Annotated in this window: 17 protein-coding genes; 10 read left to right on the top strand and 7 right to left on the bottom strand. The window is 61.2% G+C overall.

Translation table 11 applies throughout. The features are described from left to right. The first annotated feature begins 8 nt into the window (after window positions 1-8). From B9Z45_RS04895 to trxC, 5 genes are all read left to right on the top strand, one after another. A complete protein-coding gene (locus B9Z45_RS04895) occupies window positions 9-1,142 on the top strand; it encodes a class I SAM-dependent methyltransferase (RefSeq protein WP_108406106.1) in 1,134 nt (377 codons plus the stop codon). Window positions 1,143-1,160: 18 nt separating this feature from the next. Further along, window positions 1,161-1,355, top strand: coding sequence for a DUF2905 domain-containing protein (locus B9Z45_RS04890; RefSeq protein ID WP_108406105.1), 195 nt, complete (start codon window positions 1,161-1,163; stop codon window positions 1,353-1,355). A gap of 379 nt (window positions 1,356-1,734) precedes the next feature. After that, the gene (locus B9Z45_RS04885) at window positions 1,735-1,950 is read left to right on the top strand and encodes a hypothetical protein (RefSeq protein ID WP_233204898.1); all 216 of its coding nucleotides are present in this window, start codon (window positions 1,735-1,737) and stop codon (window positions 1,948-1,950) included. Window positions 1,951-1,964: 14 nt separating this feature from the next. After that, window positions 1,965-2,225: a translation initiation factor IF-1 gene (infA, locus tag B9Z45_RS04880; protein ID WP_019426546.1), complete on the top strand. Its 261-nt coding sequence runs from the start codon at window positions 1,965-1,967 to the stop codon at window positions 2,223-2,225. Window positions 2,226-2,322: 97 nt separating this feature from the next. Continuing rightward, window positions 2,323-2,766: a thioredoxin TrxC gene (trxC, locus tag B9Z45_RS04875; RefSeq protein WP_370445807.1), complete on the top strand. Its 444-nt coding sequence runs from the start codon at window positions 2,323-2,325 to the stop codon at window positions 2,764-2,766. Between the two features lie 34 nt (window positions 2,767-2,800). Here the strand turns inward: trxC and B9Z45_RS04870 are convergent, their stop codons facing one another. The 5 genes from B9Z45_RS04870 to B9Z45_RS04850 form a co-directional block, all read right to left on the bottom strand. Then, window positions 2,801-4,087 (bottom strand): multifunctional CCA addition/repair protein, encoded by a 1,287-nt coding sequence (locus B9Z45_RS04870; RefSeq protein WP_108406103.1) that lies wholly within the window; start codon window positions 4,085-4,087, stop codon window positions 2,801-2,803. Between the two features lie 8 nt (window positions 4,088-4,095). Beyond that, window positions 4,096-4,779, bottom strand: coding sequence for a glutathione S-transferase family protein (locus B9Z45_RS04865; protein WP_108406102.1), 684 nt, complete (start codon window positions 4,777-4,779; stop codon window positions 4,096-4,098). A gap of 124 nt (window positions 4,780-4,903) precedes the next feature. Then, window positions 4,904-5,863, bottom strand: a complete 960-nt coding sequence (locus tag B9Z45_RS04860) for a complex I NDUFA9 subunit family protein (protein WP_108406101.1) — start codon at window positions 5,861-5,863, stop codon at window positions 4,904-4,906. An 8-nt stretch (window positions 5,864-5,871) separates the two neighbouring features. Then, complete coding sequence (locus B9Z45_RS04855) at window positions 5,872-6,957, bottom strand: M14 family metallopeptidase (RefSeq protein ID WP_108406100.1); 1,086 nt, start codon at window positions 6,955-6,957, stop codon at window positions 5,872-5,874. A 12-nt stretch (window positions 6,958-6,969) separates the two neighbouring features. Then, the gene (locus tag B9Z45_RS04850) at window positions 6,970-8,181 is read right to left on the bottom strand and encodes a M20 aminoacylase family protein (RefSeq protein ID WP_108406099.1); all 1,212 of its coding nucleotides are present in this window, start codon (window positions 8,179-8,181) and stop codon (window positions 6,970-6,972) included. A 285-nt stretch (window positions 8,182-8,466) separates the two neighbouring features. Between B9Z45_RS04850 and B9Z45_RS04840 the strand changes: the two genes are divergently transcribed. From B9Z45_RS04840 to B9Z45_RS04825, 4 genes are read left to right on the top strand one after another with little or no spacing between them, the layout of a single operon-like run. Next, entirely contained in the window at window positions 8,467-8,784 is a 318-nt protein-coding gene (locus B9Z45_RS04840) for a hypothetical protein (RefSeq protein ID WP_233252077.1), read from the top strand. Beyond that, on the top strand, window positions 8,781-9,782 hold the full coding sequence (locus B9Z45_RS04835) for a CapA family protein (protein WP_108406096.1): 1,002 nt from the start codon (window positions 8,781-8,783) through the stop codon (window positions 9,780-9,782). The genes B9Z45_RS04840 and B9Z45_RS04835 overlap by 4 nt, the downstream gene beginning before the upstream one ends. Before the next feature lie 54 nt (window positions 9,783-9,836). Beyond that, entirely contained in the window at window positions 9,837-11,924 is a 2,088-nt protein-coding gene (locus B9Z45_RS04830; RefSeq protein ID WP_108406145.1) for a molybdopterin-dependent oxidoreductase, read from the top strand. Continuing rightward, on the top strand, window positions 11,917-12,219 hold the full coding sequence (locus B9Z45_RS04825) for a polyhydroxyalkanoic acid system family protein (protein WP_108406095.1): 303 nt from the start codon (window positions 11,917-11,919) through the stop codon (window positions 12,217-12,219). The genes B9Z45_RS04830 and B9Z45_RS04825 overlap by 8 nt, the downstream gene beginning before the upstream one ends. A 41-nt stretch (window positions 12,220-12,260) precedes the next feature. Here the strand turns inward: B9Z45_RS04825 and B9Z45_RS04820 are convergent, their stop codons facing one another. After that, window positions 12,261-14,249, bottom strand: coding sequence for a lytic transglycosylase domain-containing protein (locus tag B9Z45_RS04820; protein WP_108406094.1), 1,989 nt, complete (start codon window positions 14,247-14,249; stop codon window positions 12,261-12,263). Window positions 14,250-14,258: 9 nt separating this feature from the next. Here B9Z45_RS04820 and B9Z45_RS04815 point away from each other — a divergent pair, with 9 nt between their 5' ends. After that, complete coding sequence (locus B9Z45_RS04815) at window positions 14,259-14,843, top strand: 5-formyltetrahydrofolate cyclo-ligase (RefSeq protein ID WP_108406093.1); 585 nt, start codon at window positions 14,259-14,261, stop codon at window positions 14,841-14,843. 31 nt (window positions 14,844-14,874) lie between these two features. Here B9Z45_RS04815 and B9Z45_RS04810 read toward each other — a convergent pair whose 3' ends face one another. Then, window positions 14,875-15,927, bottom strand: a complete 1,053-nt coding sequence (locus tag B9Z45_RS04810) for a LysR substrate-binding domain-containing protein (protein WP_370445806.1) — start codon at window positions 15,925-15,927, stop codon at window positions 14,875-14,877. Window positions 15,928-15,976 lie beyond the last annotated feature (49 nt).

Below are 15,976 nucleotides of genomic sequence, written 5' to 3'. Positions count from 1 at the left end.
CCCCCAAGATGCCATGGCCCTTCGGCGACAATCACCGCGTGAACCCGTCAAATGCCATCGGCCCCTCAGAATTGCACCAACGTATCCAGCACGCCATCGCCCAAGCTGGCTGCTGGCTGGGATTTGACCGTTTCATGGCGATGGCGTTGTATGAGCCGGGTCTGGGCTATTACGCCAATGCGCTACAAAAATTTGGCACCATGCCCTCGTCGGGCAGCGATTTCGTGACCGCACCGGGCTTGTCCCCGCTTTTTGGCCAGACCTTGGCGATCCAAGTGCGCCAGGCCCTGGAGGCCACGCGGACCCGCGAGGTGTGGGAGTTTGGTGCCGGCACCGGCGCCCTGGCCTTGCAGTTGTTGGACAGTCTGGGCGATGCCGTGCACAGGTACACCATCGTCGACTTGTCGGGCAGCTTGCGCGCCCGCCAGGCAGACACCTTGCTGAAGTACGCCGACAAGGTGCGCTGGCTCGATGCTTGGCCAGATGCCATCGAGGGTGTGGTGGTGGGCAACGAGGTGCTGGATGCCATGCCCGTGCAACTGCTGCAGCGCACACAAGGCGTATGGCATGAACGAGGCGTGATCTCGGCTGGCGAGGGTTTTGCCTGGCAAGACCGAGTCACCGACTTGCGTCCCCCTCTCGACATCGAAGGCGAACACGATTACCTGACCGAGATTCACCCCCAGGCCGAGGCCTTTGTCGCCAGCCTGGCCGAGCGGCTGTTGGCGGGCCGGGGCGGTGCCGCATTTTTTCTGGATTACGGCTTTCCTGAAGGTGAATACTTTCACCCGCAACGCCACATGGGCACGGTCATGTGCCACCAGTTGCACCAGGCCGACGACAACCCACTGGTGGCCGTGGGCCAAAAAGACATCACAGCCCATGTCAACTTCACAGGGGTGGCCCTGGCAGCACAAAACGCCGGGCTGGAAGTCTTGGGTTATGCCAGTCAGGCCTGGTTTTTGTTGAACTTGGGCTTGGCCGAGCGCATGTCGTCCGCGACATTGCCTGAGCGCAGCCAGGCGCAGCGTCTGATCAATGAGCATGAAATGGGCGAGCTGTTCAAAGTGATCGGCTTTGCCACAGCAGCCGACTGGTCGGCCCAGGGCTTTGCCCGGGGTGACCGGTCGCATCGCCTTTAAACGGCATCAAGGCAAGCTATGTTGCGCTGGCTCATCGTGGTGTTTTTGGCCTTGATCATTTTCAGTGGCCTGCAAAAATGGCTGCAAAAATTTGGATTTGGCCGCCTGCCGGGTGACTTCCGCTTTCGCCTGTTTGGGCGCGAATGGTTTGTGCCCCTGACCAGCACCTTGTTGCTGAGCATGGTGGCCGCGCTGATCGCCAAGTGGTTGTGAGTCCGAAAGCTTGCAAAAGCATCAAAACCGTTAGCGTGGTACAGTGCGACACGCCATTGGCGACTTATGCCCATCACGCTCTTTCTGAGCCGATAGCGCATCCCGGCAGAGGGATGCCAGTCTTGTCCTCCACTGTGCACATCGCCCGCCATGCTCTTTTTCGAGCTGGGCCCAGACGATTTTTTTGCTTCCTTTTGACGCACCTCTGCACGGTGATGTTCTTTGGCAGACCTCAGGGCTTGCACATCGGGGGCTTTTTTTGGCAGCAGGACATGCCAATACACGAGCCGTTGACAGCCTCCCGAGGGGCAAAAAAGCGGCTCGACCCCCTTCGTTAAAATATATGACCATTCAATACTGTTCACACCAACCCATCTCCATGGGAAAATTCCGAATTCAACCCTGCTCCAGGGCTTTGCCCAATGGCGCTTTTGGCGCCCAGGTGTCCGTGGCCAGTGGCCGTGGCAGCGCCAGCACTGACCGTGTGATGCGTTTTGTGCCCGAATTTGCAACGCCTGACGCCGCCAGCCAATATGCCCTCGACGAAGGCATGTTGTGGGTGGAGCGCCAGACCTCCAAACCGATCCTGCTTTGAGAAAGACGTTTTAAATGGCTAAAGAAGAACTGATTGAACTGATGGGTGTGGTGAACGAAGTTTTGCCCGACACGCGTTTTCGCGTGACGCTGGACAACGGCCACCAATTGATCGCCTACTCGGCTGGCAAAATGCGCAAAAACCACATCCGCATTCTGGCGGGTGACCGTGTGACGCTGGAGCTCTCGCCCTATGACCTGAGCAAAGGCCGCATCAGCTTCCGTCACCTGGCAGGCCGCGCACCGATGGCACCACGCCGTCCACCTGCACGCTGACTCGGTTCTTTCGCTCTCGTTGACCTGAGTCAACCTGCAAGGCATCTGAATCGTCGAGCATGGCACCTGAGTGGTTTTGAACACGGGGAGTTTCATGATGGATTCGGCCGAAGCCTTGCACATTGTTTGTCCGCACTGCCACACCACCAACAGGGTGCGTGTGGCCGATATGCGCCTTGCACCCGATTGCGGACAATGCCACCAGGCCCTTTTTGGGGGGCACCCACTTGCACTGGACGCCAGTACTTTTGACAAGCACATTGGCCGCAGCCACGTGCCCGTGCTGGTGGATTTTTGGGCGCCTTGGTGTGGTCCTTGCCGAATGATGGCGCCCGCTTACGAGCAAGCTACCAGCCTTCTGGAGCCCGATGTCCGGGTAGCCAAACTCAACACCGAAGACGCGCAGGCCATCTCAGCCCGCTTCAACATCCGCAGCATCCCCACCCTGGCTTTGTTCATCGGTGGCAAAGAAGTCGCCCGTCAGGCCGGCGCCTTCCGCACGGCGCAAGACATTGCCGACTGGACACGTTCTCACCTGTGAGTTGACCTGAGTGGGTCTGTTGCAGGTCTCTGCTTCAGCCCAGTGCTTGACCGATCGCCTTCAGCCGCGCTTGCGCGATCCGTTTGCCAATTTCCGGGCCTGCCAAACCCTCGCTAGCCGCCGCTTGTGCAATCGGTGCCGTCAGGACCGACAGCGCTGCATGTTGGGCTTGCATCAGTCGGGCCGCTTGTGGGTAAGCCACCTCTTCAAACCCTAAGCGCCCGCGTGCATCGCATTCGCAGGCTTGCAGCACCCGCACAAAACGCTCAGGTTGGCGAATCGCGTCGCAGCGTTCCAGCAAGCGCAGCACTGCCTCTGGCCCCAGCGCTGCGCTGCGGTGGATGTTGCCATGTTCACGCGCCACCACCTCGGCCAGTTCTTTGCAGTCGCTGGGCACGCGCAGGCGTTCGCAGACCTTTTGCAAAAGTTTCACGCTGCGGTCTTCGTGACCGATGTGACGGGGCAGCGCCTCCGCAGGCGTGGTGCCTTTGCCCAGGTCGTGCATCAGGCAGGCCAAGCGCACGGCCAGTGGCATGTTCAGCCGGGCGCTCACGTCCATCACCAGCATCATGTGCACGCCAGTGTCTACCTCGGGGTGGTATTCGGGCCGTTGCGGCACGCCCCACAGGCGGTCCAGTTCGGGCAGCAAGACTTTCAACGCGCCACAGGCCCGCAGCACTTCAAACAGACGCGAGGGCTGCGTGCTCATCAGGCCCTTGGACAACTCTTGCCAGACCCGTTCTGCCACCAAGTGGTTGATTTCACCGTCTTCGACCATGCCCTGCATGAGTGCCATGGTCTCGGGGGCCACGGCAAAGTCGTTGAAGCGAGCAGCAAAGCGGGCCACGCGCAAGATGCGCACCGGGTCTTCCGCAAAAGCGGCCGTCACATGGCGCAGTTGTTTGGCGCGCAAGTCGGCCAGGCCTCCCCAGGGGTCAATCACTTCATCCAGCCAAGCGGGTGCCCGACTCGCCTTCTCTGCCGGCACAGATGACTGCAAGGCGGCTGCCTCAGACTCCGGCACCGCCATGGCATTGATTGTCAGGTCGCGCCGAGCCAAGTCTTCTTCGAGCGTGACACCCGGGTCGGCCTGCACCGCAAAGCCTTTGTAGCCTCGGGCGGTTTTACGCTCGGTGCGGGCCAGGGCATATTCTTCGCGGGTGCGAGGGTGCAAAAAAACCGGAAAGTCTTTGCCCACCGGCAAATAGCCTTGCGCGGCCATGGCCTCGGGCGTGCTGCCCACCACCACCCAGTCGCGGTCGTTCACGGGCAAGCCCATCAAGGCATCGCGCACCGCACCGCCGACGACAAAAACAGCCATAGTTGCCTTCAGCGGTGAAGCCGGAAAGGCTCTTCAAAGTCGATGAAGTCCTGCTCGGCCAGCGCGCCAAGGGTCCAGGCTTTCACGCTGGGCAAGGCGCGCACACGGTCCATGTAAGCACGTACATCGGCGGGCACGGGCAATACGTAGGTATTCAGACGCATGACCACAGGCGCAAAGTAGGCATCGGCCACGCTGAAGTCGCTAAACAGCATGGGGCCACCGTGTTCCCTGAGCAGGCCGCTCCACAAGTTACAAAGTCGGTCCAGGTCGGCACGCACAGCGGGTTTGTCGCGCAGGGCAAGGGCGCCAATGTCGGGCAGTTGCGCTTCGATGTTCATTGGGCAGGCACTGCGCAGGCCCAAATAGCCACTGTGCATGTCGGCGCAGACGCTGCGGGCGCGTGCTCGGGCCGCGCGGTCGGTGGGCCAAAGTTTCTTTTCCGGGAATTGCTCGGCCACGTATTCGGCAATGGCCAGGGAGTCCCACACGGCCAGACCGTCGTGCACCAGCACTGGCACCTTGCCCGCCGGGTTGATGCCTTTCAGTGCCGCCTTGAACTGCGAGTCGGGTGCAAAGCTGTCAAATCGGACAAAAATTTCTTCAAAATCGATGCCCGCCTGGCGCAGCAGCACCCAGGGCCGCATCGACCAGGACGAGTAGTTTTTGTTGGCGATGTACAGCTGGACCATGTTTTCTCCCGTGACAAGAGATGGGATGTTAACGGGACTTGGCACCTCAACCCCAGCCTGAGCGCTTGCAATGATTCAACCGCACTGGCAGCACCAGGAGTGCCGCCATGAAAGGACGCGATGGTCAGCGGCCCGCTTGTGCGCGCCAGCGGTTCATTTTGCTGCGAGGTCCGCGATGGCCCAGGTAGGTGGGGGCGACTCCTGCCGCAGAGGCGGGCGCGATGCCCAGCGCTGCAAGGCCTGGCCGTTGACCGGTGGCGATGTTGTCCACCGCCATGGAGGCCAGATTGTCTCGGCTCATGAGCGGTTCACCCGGGGCCAGTTCCATGGCCAGCGCTTGCAGCCAGCCCACCCACATTGGCAAGCCGACCACGGGACGGCCTTTGCCATGGTTCACCCCGGCCCATTGCCCCGACAGTTTGACCAACTCGCCGAGGGTCAGCACATCAGGGCCACACAATTCATAGGTCTGACCTGTGGTGTCCGGTTTTTGCAAACAAGTCACCACCGCCCGCGCCACATCGCCCACCCAAACAGGCTGAAAACGTGTGCCACTGCCGGCCAGCGGCATGAAAGGTGCCACCGCTTGCAGGTCTGCAAACAAATTCAAAAATTTGTCTTCGGCCCCAAAGATCACGCTGGGGCGCAAAACTGTCATGGCCAGCTTGGCGTTGTGCAGCACAGTCTCGCCGCGCGCCTTGCTGCGCTGGTACATCGACGGGCCTTGCGGGTCGGCACCCAAAGCGCTGACGTGCACAAGTCGGTGTACACCCGTTTTTTTCATGGCGCTGGCGATCTTGCCCGGCAAGTCGACATGCACTTGTTCGAAGCGTTCCTCGCTGCCATGCAACACCGCGATCAGGTTGACGACCGCATCGTGCCCGGGCATCAATCGGGCCAGATCGGCTTCGTTGTGCACCGAGGCTTCGATGACGGTCAGCCCTGGCAGGCTCTGCACGCTGGCGGCATTGACCGCGCGGCGGGTGGGCACGGTGATGTGCCAGCCCAAACGGGCCAATTGTTCGCAGACTTGGCGGCCCACAAAGCCGCTGCCACCTAAAACCAAAACGCGGGGAGTGTTCATTGTCTCAATCAGGCGCCCAGGCCCGTGACGGCTTGGTGCATGGCGCCCATGGCTTGGTCGACGATCTGGGTGCGCCAAGCGTCGGTGTCTGTATAAAACGCGTCCATCAGCGCTTGCTTGATTTGCCCACGCAAGGCTTCAGGTGCTTCAGGGTGCAACTGCAGCCAATGGTCACCGCGCAAGGCGTGCATGACTTTGTCTGGCGGCTGCGTGCCGTACTCCATGGCAATGCCGGTGTACTTTGCTTGCGGGCACTCTTGGTAGGCGGCCATCCACATCAGTCCAGTCAGCATGGGGGAACTCGACGAGCCGTCGTAGATCGAGGTGATGCCCTGGCCCCACCAGGCTTTGGCGCGCTGGTAAGCCGTTGCATCGTCGGCGCAAGCAAAAATGCGCTCGCCCACGCCGCTCGGGCCCAAACCGGTGTGCAGGTCAATCCAGGCCAAATGCTGGCAATTCTGGCCATATTTTTGCAGCACCTTGCGCAAGCTGAGGTTGCTCCAGGTGGGCGCTTGGCCACCAAAGAACAAACCGTCCGGAAATTCGTGTTGCCCCTTGGAGATGGCCGCCTGAAAGGCTTTCATTCCGCGCTCGGCAATGTAATGGTCGGTCGCTGCCGCGTTGGCGGCGTCCGGTGGCCACACGTCGGGCAACAACAGGGGCTGGATTTCGCGGTAGGCCGGGTTGTCTGTCAGGGCGTGGCTGAAATCTTGAAAGTTGCGGTTGATGTCCACGTTTTCGTGGGTCACCCGCCTGACGTGTGAGAACCCGTGCGGGTTGAGTGCGTGGATGTAAAGCACAGCCACGCCCTTGGCCTTGGCGGCTTCGCGCCATGAGGTGTTTTGCAAAGCGTGCACTTGTACGCCTGAGCCGCAATAGCCTTCCACGCCGTGGCAGGCGCTGCTGACGACCAGCAAATTGGAGGCATCTGGCGTACCGTCAAACACCACATCCATGGCCAGTTCTTCGCCATCACGACCCGCTAGCGGGTGGACATTGGCGTCAACCTGCAGGCCGGCAGCCTGTGCGACGCTGTGGAATTTTTGGCGGGCCTCAGCGTAGCTTTTGGAAAAGCCGTTTTGAACTGCATTCATGCCGGTTTCCGGTCAGGCCGTTTGAGTGGGCTTGGCCAGCCACTGCGTGGCCAATTCCACCCAATAAGTGCCGCCCAGGGGGATGAGGTCGTCGTTGAAGTCGTAACTGGGGTTGTGCAAGGTGCAGGGGCCGCCGCCGTGGCCCATTTCGCGGTGGGCGCCGTCGCCGTTACTGATGAACACATAGGCCCCAGGCTTGGCCTGAAGCATGTACGAGAAGTCTTCTGCGCCCATGGTGGGCTCTTGGGGCAAAACTTGCTCTGCACCCACGATGCCCGACATCACCTGGCGGGCGAAGTCAGCTTCCGGAGCGCTGTTGATGGTGGGGGGGTAGTTGCGGATGAACTCGAATTCGCAGGTGGCGTCAAATGCGCTGCAAATTGAAGTGGCCACCTTCTGCATGCGGGACTCGATCAAGTCGAGCACCTCGATGCTGAAAGTACGCACGGTGCCCTGCAACTCGCACGAGTCAGGCACCACGTTGGTGGCTTCACCCGCATGAATCATGGTGACCGAAATCACGCCCGCATCGACGGGTTTCTTGTTGCGGGTGATGATGGTCTGAAAGCCTTGCACCAACTGGCAGGCAATCGGCACAGGGTCGATGCCGTTGTGCGGCAATGCGGCATGGCTGCCCTTGCCGCGCACCACGATTTTGAATTCGTTGCTGGACGCCATGACTGGGCCGGCACTGACCGCAAAAGTTCCCACCGGCGCGCCTGGCCAGTTGTGCATGCCGAACACGGCTTGCATGGGGAACTTGTCGAACAAGCCGTCCTTGATCATTTCGCGAGCGCCGCCGCCACCTTCTTCGGCAGGTTGGAAGATCAGGTACACCGTACCGTCAAAGTCGCGGTGTTTGGAGAAATGCTTGGCTGCGGCCAGCAGCATGGCGGTGTGGCCATCGTGGCCGCAAGCATGCATCTTGCCTTGGTGCTTGCTGGCGTGGGCAAAGGTGTTGAACTCCTGCATGGGCAGCGCGTCGATGTCGGCGCGCAAACCAATGCCCCGTCCGCAGGCGCCACCGTCACGCCCGTGCACGATGCCAACCACGCCCGTGGTGCCCATGCCCCGGTGGATGGGGATGCCCCAATCGGTCAGCTGCTTGGCGACCACATCGGCCGTACGCACTTCCTGGAAGCACAACTCGGGGTGGGCGTGAATGTCTTTGCGAATGGCCGAGATGCTGGCCGCGTCGGTGAGGATGGAGTCGATGATTTTCATGGACACAGTCTAGCGGGACTTGCAGACCTTTGCCAAGCGTTGGCCTGAAATGACCCGACTGTCACCTGGGTGCCTTTGCCAAAGTGCAAAATCAGGCAGCGATGCGCAAATCACCCCTTTCATTTTTATGCCCTTGCCCATTTCCTTGTTCATGTCCAAGTCCAAGTTCAAGTCCAATTCCAATTCCAATTCCAATTCAGTGTCCGTGACCATGCGTGCCGTTTTGAGCTTTTGGGGGCGCTGCTTTGCACCGCGGCGGCTGCCGAGCCGAAACTCACTTGCCAGGTGACCTACGCTGGCGCCACCCAAACCGTGGTGGCCCAACCGGTGGCCGACCCGTACCCGGTGCCATCGGTGGACATATTGGGGCGATTCCGGTTCAAGGCGGTCATGGTGGGGGATGCCACCCGGGTGGATCGCATTCTTTTGTACACCTACCTGGATGCCGACCCCCACCCGGTCTTGCTGCACCAGGCCAAATATTTGCCGCCTTACCTGCCATCCGCACAGCCCTGGCCGATCACGGGCCAGCAACATGTGTACGGCGGTCAGCAAGAGCGGGAGCTGATTTACAGCTGCACCCTGGAGGGAATGGCGCCATGAAAAAGCTGTTTGTCGCCTTAGCGGCTGTGTGTTGGCTTGCCCAGGCATGGGCCCAACCGGTACTCTCTTCGGGTCGGCCCGTGACCTTGGTGTTTGCGGGGGACACGGTGCTCGACGATGACCCCGGCGCCCTGATTGCCCGTGGGGGCGACCCTTTTGCCGATTTTTCAAGCGTATTTGCGGGTGCCGATATCCGCATCGCCAACCTGGAGTGCGTGGTGGCCACCGGGGGCAGCGCTGGGCAAAAAAATTTCACTTTCAGGGCGCACCCACGCGTCTTGCCCGTGCTCAAGACCCATTTTGATGGCGTTGCGCTGGCCAACAACCATTCGGGCGATTTTGGCCGCGAGGCCTTCGCCGAAATGCTCGGCTTGTTGAAAAAAGCGGGCTTGGCCCAGGTGGGCGGTGGGCGAAATTTGAAGGAGGCCCATGCCCCCTGGATCATCGAGCGCCATGGTCTGCGGATTGCGATCCTGAGCTACAACGAATTCATCCCGCGCAGTTTTGAAGCCGACCACGATGCCCCAGGTGTGGCCTGGAGCGAAGACGAACAGGTGGTGGACGACATTCGCCAAGCCCGCCAGGTCCACCGTGCGGATCTGGTCATTCCCATCATGCATTGGGGTTGGGAAAATGAAGTTGTTGCCAATTCTCGCCAGCGGCAACTGGCCCGGTTGATGGTCGCGGCCGGTGCAGACGCCGTGATTGGTGGGCACCCCCACGTAACGCAAGACATTGAACACATCTTGGGAAAGCCCGTCATTTACAGCGTGGGCAACTTCGTGATGAAAGAGACCGACAACGCCAACCAGAGACGCGGCTGGGTCTTGCGCTTGGTACTGGACAAACAAGGGGTGCGCCTGCTTGATACCCGTGTGGCCCAAATCCGTATGGATGGGATACCCGAGCGCGACGACTGGGCGGCCAGCCCCTGCTGGCAGCGGGGTGACGCGGCTGTGGGTCAATGTGTGGCTGGGCAGCGGCCCGAGGCTCGTTGAAGGGTTGCGCGACAATCGACTTTCACTTTTAATATGACGCACGACACCCGCCCCATGAACGAAGTTCCCACCTCCACCCTTGTGCGCGGCGCTTGCCCGCACGATTGCCCTGACACCTGTGCTTTGCTGACCACGGTCGAGCAGGGCCGCGCCACCAGGGTCCAGGGCAACCCCGCGCACGCTCCCACCGATGGCGTGTTGTGCACCAAGGTCTCGCGCTACACCGAGCGCACTTACCACCCCGATCGTTTGCTGCAACCGTTGCGACGGGTGGGCCCCAAGGGTTCGGGGCAGTTCGAGCCCGTGGGCTGGGACGAGGCGCTGGATGCCATTGCAGACCGTCTGAAAGTCATTGCCGCGCGCGACCCCCAAGCGGTGCAGCCCTACAGCTATGCCGGCACCATGGGCCACGTGCAAAGCGAATCGATCGCTGGGCGTTTTTTCCACAAGCTGGGCGCCTCGCTGCTGGACCGCACGATTTGCGCCTCGGCCGGGGCAGAGGCCCTGACCCAGACCCTGGGCGACAAGGTGGGCATGAAGGTCGAGTTTTTTGTCGAATCCAAACTCATCGTGATTTGGGGCAGCAACTCGATCGGTAGCAACCTGCATTTCTGGCGCATCGCCCAAGAGGCCAAACGCAAGGGCGCCAAGTTGGTCTGCATCGACCCACGGCGCACTGAAACGGCCGAAAAATGTCACGAGCACATCGCCATCCGACCCGGCACCGATGCCGCGCTGGCGCTGGCCTTGATGCACGAACTGATCGTCCACAACTGGCTCGACACCGATTACATCGACCGCTACACCCTGGGCTGGGAGGGCCTGCGCGCTCGGGCACTGCAGTGGACACCCGAACGCGCTGCCGATGTGTGCGGCGTGCCGGCAGCGCAGATCCGGCAACTGGCGCTCGATTGGGGCACCACCCAGCCCGCAGCCATCCGCCTGAACTACGGCATGCAGCGTGTGCGCGGGGGCGGTAACGCGGTGCGGGCTGTGGCCTGTTTGCCCGCGCTGACAGGCGCCTGGAGGCACCGTGCGGGTGGCTTGCTGTTGAGCAGCTCGGGGCATTTCCCGGTTCGGCGTGCGGCCTTGCAGCGGCCCGATTTGTTGGGCGAGCGGCGCCCGCGTACGGTCAATATGGCCACAATTGGGGACGATTTGTTGCGCCCGGCATCGCCCGAATTTGGCCCCAAGATTGAAGCCCTGATCGTTTACAACAGCAACCCGGTGGCGATTGCGCCCGAGTCGGGCAAGGTGGTGCAGGGGTTTGCCCGCGAAGACCTGTTCACCGTGGTGCTCGAGCATTTCCAGACCGACACCGCCGACTACGCCGACTTCATCTTGCCGGCCACCACCCAGCTGGAGCACTGGGACATCCACACCAGCTATGGCCACACCGATGTGCTGCTGAACCGCCCCGCCATTGCACCCGTTGGACAAGCCCGCACCAACACCGGCATCTTCAGGGCGCTGGCGCAGCGCATGGGTTTTGACGAGCCCTGTTTTACCGAGAGTGACGAAAGTCTGTGCCGCAGTGCCATCGGCGACGAGAAGGATTTTGAGCAGCTGCTGGCCAACGGCTTTGCCTCCTTGCCGCTGCCCGATGCACCGTTTGCGCAGGGTGGGTTCCCCTCGCCTTCAGGGCGCTGCGAATTTTTCAGCCAACGGCTGGCCGACCAGGGCCTGGACGGTTTGCCTGATCATTTGCCCAATTACGAGTTGGCCACGCCGGGCGGTCGTTACCCCCTGGCCATGATCTCGCCGCCTGCCCGCAACTTTTTGAACTCCAGCTTTGTCAACGTCAAAAGCCTGCGCGACATCGAAGCCGAGCCGGTGCTGGAGATGCACCCGCAAGATGCTTTGCAGCGCGGCATTGCCGACGGCAGTGTGGTCAAGGTGTTCAACGACCGTGGCAGTTACCACTGCAAGGCGCGGGTCAACAAGCGTGCCCGGCCTGGCGTGGTCAATGGCCTGGGCATCTGGTGGCGCAAGCTGGGTCTGAATGGCACCAATGTGAACGAATTGACCAGCCAGAACCTGACCGATTTGGGCCGTGCCCCGGTGTTTTACGACTGCCTGGTGGAGGTGGCTCCGGACCCCGAATTCACGGCGTTACTCGCCAAGGACATGACCCATGCCTGAACTGAAAATTGAGCGCGAACACGCATTGGGTTTGGCCGGTGCGCGCGAAGTGGCCGAGCGCTGGCGAGAGCAAGCCGAGCAAGAGTGGGGCATGGCGTGTGAGTCTGAGTCGGGCGAAACCCAAGACCTGCTGCGCTTTGCCCGAAGCGGGGTGAGTGGGGAACTGGCGGTGAGCGCAACCCGCTTTGACCTGCAACTCAAGCTGGGCTTTTTGCTGGGTGCCTACAGCGCCCGCATCGAAGAAAAAATCAAGGCCAATCTGGACGAGTTGCTGGGCTCCGAGTCAGCCGCCTGAAGGGCCTCAGAGCCCTTGCGTCTCGGCCTGCTCGCGTTTGCTCAAGGCAAGTCCTGGTTCACCTCGGCGTTCGGTGAGTTGCGTGGCCCCACTGACCCCAAGCGCGCCTTGATCGACTGGGGCTGTCGCGTCAGGATGGCAGCGTAGTTGGTGGTGTTGGACAGCACTTTTTTCACGTAATCGCGCGTCTCCTGGAACGGAATGTTTTCAGCCCAGATGGCGGCCTCCAGCACAGGGCCCTTGCGCCAGTTGCGCGAGCGGCTGGGGCCGGCGTTGTAGGCCGCAGTGGCCATGGGCATGGATTCTTCAAAGTCGTCCAGCACCAGTTTCAGGTAGCCGGTGCCAATGGCCACGTTGACTTCGCGGTCGGTGATTTGCTCGGGGGTGAAGTTGGTCAAGCCGATTTTTTTGGCCGTCCACTTGGCGGTGGCGGGCATGACTTGCATCAGGCCCGACGCGCCCACGTGTGAGCGTGCGTCCATGATGAAGCGGCTTTCCTGGCGGATCAGGCCATACACATAAGCCGGGTCGAGTTTGATGTCTCCGGCCCGACGCACCACGATGTCGCGCAGTGGCATGGGAAAGCGCTGGTCAAAGTCGATCACGTTTTTTGTGCGGTCGCTGGTGTTGATGCAGCGGTCCCACACCTGACGTTGGCAAGCCAGATCGGCGGCGGCGAGCAGCTCACGGTCGCTCATGCCGCCGGGGCTGTGCAGGTTGGTGCTGTAGTTCCATTCGCGGTTGCCTTCGGGGCGCAAACCGATGGCGATGGCGTACAGCGCACGTTGCAAACCCGGGTTGATCAAGGCCCCAGCTTTTTCTGGCGGGGTCAGCGCGCTGGGACGTTCGGGTGCGTTGATGGTCTGGCCCAGCTCTTCAAGAGAAAGTTGCTCGTAGAAGCCCTTCACACTGGCGATGCCGCGCAGCAAGCCCTGGGCTTCCTGGCGCTGTGCGTCGTCTTGGGCTGTGGCGCTCAGGGCGCGTGCGCGCCAGTAAACCCATGCGGGATCTTTTTGCGACTCGGGGCTCATGGCCTGTGTGGCCGTGAGCACCTGGCGCCATTGGCCCTGGCGCAAAGCTGCGCGCACTTTCCAGGCCAGCAAATCGTCGTTGAGGTCGCTGTCTTTTTGCACCTTGGCAAAGTAGCTGCTGGCGTTGTCCTGCAGCTTCTGTGCGGCTTGCTTGCCAATGACCCCCCAGGTCCAGTTGCGCTCTTCCTGGCTCAGTTGAATGGACCAGCGCTTGTCTAGCAACTCGGCGGCCTTGTCGGGCTGGCTGGCGGCCAAGCGGATCAAGGCCAGCACTGCCAATTCCTTGCGGTTGCGGGTGATGGCAATGATGCGTTTGTCCAGATACCGTTCCGGGTCGGCGTGGATCAGTGTCACTTGCTCGGACAAACGCGGCGCTTCGATGTCCACAGCAGCCTGCGCAGGGCGGGGGCGGTTGGCGTCCATGGCCAGGCGTGCCTTGCGCCACAGGTCCAGGCCATTGATCTGTTTGCCTGAATGCAAATGCTCGGCCACATAGGTGCAACCCTCGTCGGCTTCGCGCAGGGCGTACCACAAGCGTTTGGCTTCTTCGGACACATTGGCCTTGCTGTTCATGGCCTCTGTGGCCAGGGCGTAGCAGCGCACCTCGCGGTCATCGCGCATGCGGTAGCTCGGGTATTCGGCGGTGAAAGTGGCCCAGTCACGGCGCTTGCCCAGTTGCAGCAGCCAGTCGGCGCGTAGGCGGTCTTCGTAATAACTGCCTGCATAGCTGGTCAAAAAGCTGCGGATCTCTGAGGGCGGGGCCACGTCTAAGCGCGTGCGCATTTCCCAGTAACCGGCCAAAGGCTCCAGCACATGGCCCCGGGTTTGGGGCAGCAGCGCAGACAAGCGGTTTTTATCGGCTTTTCGAAAGGCCTGGTGCATCTCCAGGATGACGTCGTCGCCCTTGTTTGGGGCCTGGGCTTGGGCCTGGGTGTGGGTGCTCAAGAGGCCTGTCGCAGCCAATGCACAAACCAGTGTCAGAATCTGAGTGAATTTCATGGGTCGATTATGGACAAAGCCGAAGCTAAAAAAGCCTTACGAAAAGCCTTGATTGAAGAAAGGCTGAACCTGTCAGACCGCCTGGCACGCGCAGAAGCCCTGCAGCGCGTCATGCGCATCTGGCTGTTTGACCGGCCCGAAACCGTGATCGGCGCCTATTGGCCGATCAAAGGTGAGTTTGACCCCTTGCCCGCCTTGCACCGCTGGAAGGAAGACGGCGAGCTCAATGGTGAGCCACAGCGCCGCCGCATTGGTTTGCCCGTGGTCAACAAGCAGCACAAAACCCTGACTTTTCACACTTGGTACCCCGGCTGCCCGATGGAAGAAGACGCCTACGGCATCCCCAAACCCAAAGACACTGAAATCATCGTGCCGACTTTGCTGTTTGTGCCTTGTGTGGGCTATGGCACAGGCGGCTACCGACTTGGCTACGGCGGGGGCTTTTACGACCGCACGCTGGCCACCCTTCAGCCCAAACCCTTCACGGTGGGCCTGGGCTTCACCCACGGCTTTGTGGACGATCTGGAGCCCGAAGCGCACGACGAACCACTGGATGCGATCCTCAACGACAACGGGGTGGTGTGGCCGCTTTGATGACCGCTTTGGTGATCTCCGTCCGTTTACTTTAATCGGGTGAGGCCAGCGTCTCGGGGTCAGACACATCGCCAGTGGTCAAGCGGGTGTTATCGGCCTGTTGGCGCAGCCAGTCGCAAAAGGCGCGCACTTCAGCCCGCGCCTTGCTGCGGGGGGCCACAAGCAGCCAATAAGCCAGCGGTGAACTCAATCGCATCTCTGGCAGCACTTCCACCAGGTCACCGTTGACCAGGCTCTCTGCCACCAGAGGCTGGCGTGCCAAGGCCACGCCCTGGCCGGTGAGTGCGGCCTGCACGATCTGGTGGGTGTAGTTGAAATACAACCAGCGAGCAGGGGATGGGGCGGCTGTTTTGCCTGGGGCATGAGGGCTGAATGTGTCAAGCCAGCGCTGCCAGCTCAGCCATTCCATGTGTTGGATGCGGTAGACGTCGCCCGCTTCGATCAGTGTGCAGCGCATCAAATCGGCCACATTGCGGATGGGCTGTGATTTCAATAGCCATGGGCTGGCGACCACAGTCAGCTGTTCGCCAAAGAGGCGCATGGCGCCACCGCTGATTTGGCTGGGGTTGGCGTAGCGCAAAGCCAGATCCACGTCGGTGTTGTTCATGTCCACGGCCGCATCGGTGGCATCGATGCGTATGTCGATGTCAGGGTGTTCGCGCTGAAACGCCTCCAGTCGTGGAATCAGCCACATGCTGGCAAACGAGGACCAGGTGGTGATCGACACACTTTGGCGACCACTGCTCTGGCGGATTTGCCGCACCGCCGAGTCGATGCGCTCCAGCGATGTGCTGGCTGACCGGTGCAGCAGGTTGCCTGCGCTGGTCAGCTCTACCGAGCGGGTGTGTCGCAAAAACAGCGAGGTACCCACCTCGTTCTCCAGCGACTGGATCTGCCGGCTGACAGCGCTTTGGGTCAGGGCCAGTTCTTCGGCCGCCACCCTGAAGTTCAGATGCCGCGCGACCGCCTCGAATGCCCGCAGGTAGCTCATGGAGATGGAACGGGTGCGGGCAGCAGTAACGGACCCAGAAGCGGGGGCTAGCGGTGAGGATGGGGTTGAAGCGGGCGTCATGGTGAGGGCCATGATACGGGTGCTGCGCTTTTTTATTCATGCTTTGAATGCATCAATGTGG

Source organism: Limnohabitans sp. 2KL-17, assembly GCF_003063415.1.
Lineage (GTDB): Bacteria > Pseudomonadota > Gammaproteobacteria > Burkholderiales > Burkholderiaceae_C > Limnohabitans_A.
Note: the sequence above shows the minus strand (reverse complement) of the source record. Positions and strands in the feature narration are given on the sequence as shown.

Coding starts and splice junctions, on each gene's coding strand:
- infA (WP_019426546.1), top strand. CDS start 1,965: ATGGCTAAAGAAGAACTGATTGAACTGATGGGTGTGGTGAACGAAGTT.
- trxC (WP_370445807.1), top strand. CDS start 2,323: ATGGATTCGGCCGAAGCCTTGCACATTGTTTGTCCGCACTGCCACACC.
- B9Z45_RS04865 (WP_108406102.1), bottom strand. CDS start 4,779: ATGGTCCAGCTGTACATCGCCAACAAAAACTACTCGTCCTGGTCGATG.
- B9Z45_RS04825 (WP_108406095.1), top strand. CDS start 11,917: ATGCCTGAACTGAAAATTGAGCGCGAACACGCATTGGGTTTGGCCGGT.
- B9Z45_RS04870 (WP_108406103.1), bottom strand. CDS start 4,087: ATGGCTGTTTTTGTCGTCGGCGGTGCGGTGCGCGATGCCTTGATGGGC.
- B9Z45_RS04895 (WP_108406106.1), top strand. CDS start 9: ATGCCATGGCCCTTCGGCGACAATCACCGCGTGAACCCGTCAAATGCC.
- B9Z45_RS04855 (WP_108406100.1), bottom strand. CDS start 6,957: ATGAATGCAGTTCAAAACGGCTTTTCCAAAAGCTACGCTGAGGCCCGC.
- B9Z45_RS04830 (WP_108406145.1), top strand. CDS start 9,837: ATGAACGAAGTTCCCACCTCCACCCTTGTGCGCGGCGCTTGCCCGCAC.
- B9Z45_RS04860 (WP_108406101.1), bottom strand. CDS start 5,863: ATGAACACTCCCCGCGTTTTGGTTTTAGGTGGCAGCGGCTTTGTGGGC.
- B9Z45_RS04885 (WP_233204898.1), top strand. CDS start 1,735: ATGGGAAAATTCCGAATTCAACCCTGCTCCAGGGCTTTGCCCAATGGC.
- B9Z45_RS04835 (WP_108406096.1), top strand. CDS start 8,781: ATGAAAAAGCTGTTTGTCGCCTTAGCGGCTGTGTGTTGGCTTGCCCAG.
- B9Z45_RS04815 (WP_108406093.1), top strand. CDS start 14,259: ATGGACAAAGCCGAAGCTAAAAAAGCCTTACGAAAAGCCTTGATTGAA.
- B9Z45_RS04850 (WP_108406099.1), bottom strand. CDS start 8,181: ATGAAAATCATCGACTCCATCCTCACCGACGCGGCCAGCATCTCGGCC.
- B9Z45_RS04810 (WP_370445806.1), bottom strand. CDS start 15,927: ATGGCCCTCACCATGACGCCCGCTTCAACCCCATCCTCACCGCTAGCC.
- B9Z45_RS04890 (WP_108406105.1), top strand. CDS start 1,161: ATGTTGCGCTGGCTCATCGTGGTGTTTTTGGCCTTGATCATTTTCAGT.
- B9Z45_RS04820 (WP_108406094.1), bottom strand. CDS start 14,249: ATGAAATTCACTCAGATTCTGACACTGGTTTGTGCATTGGCTGCGACA.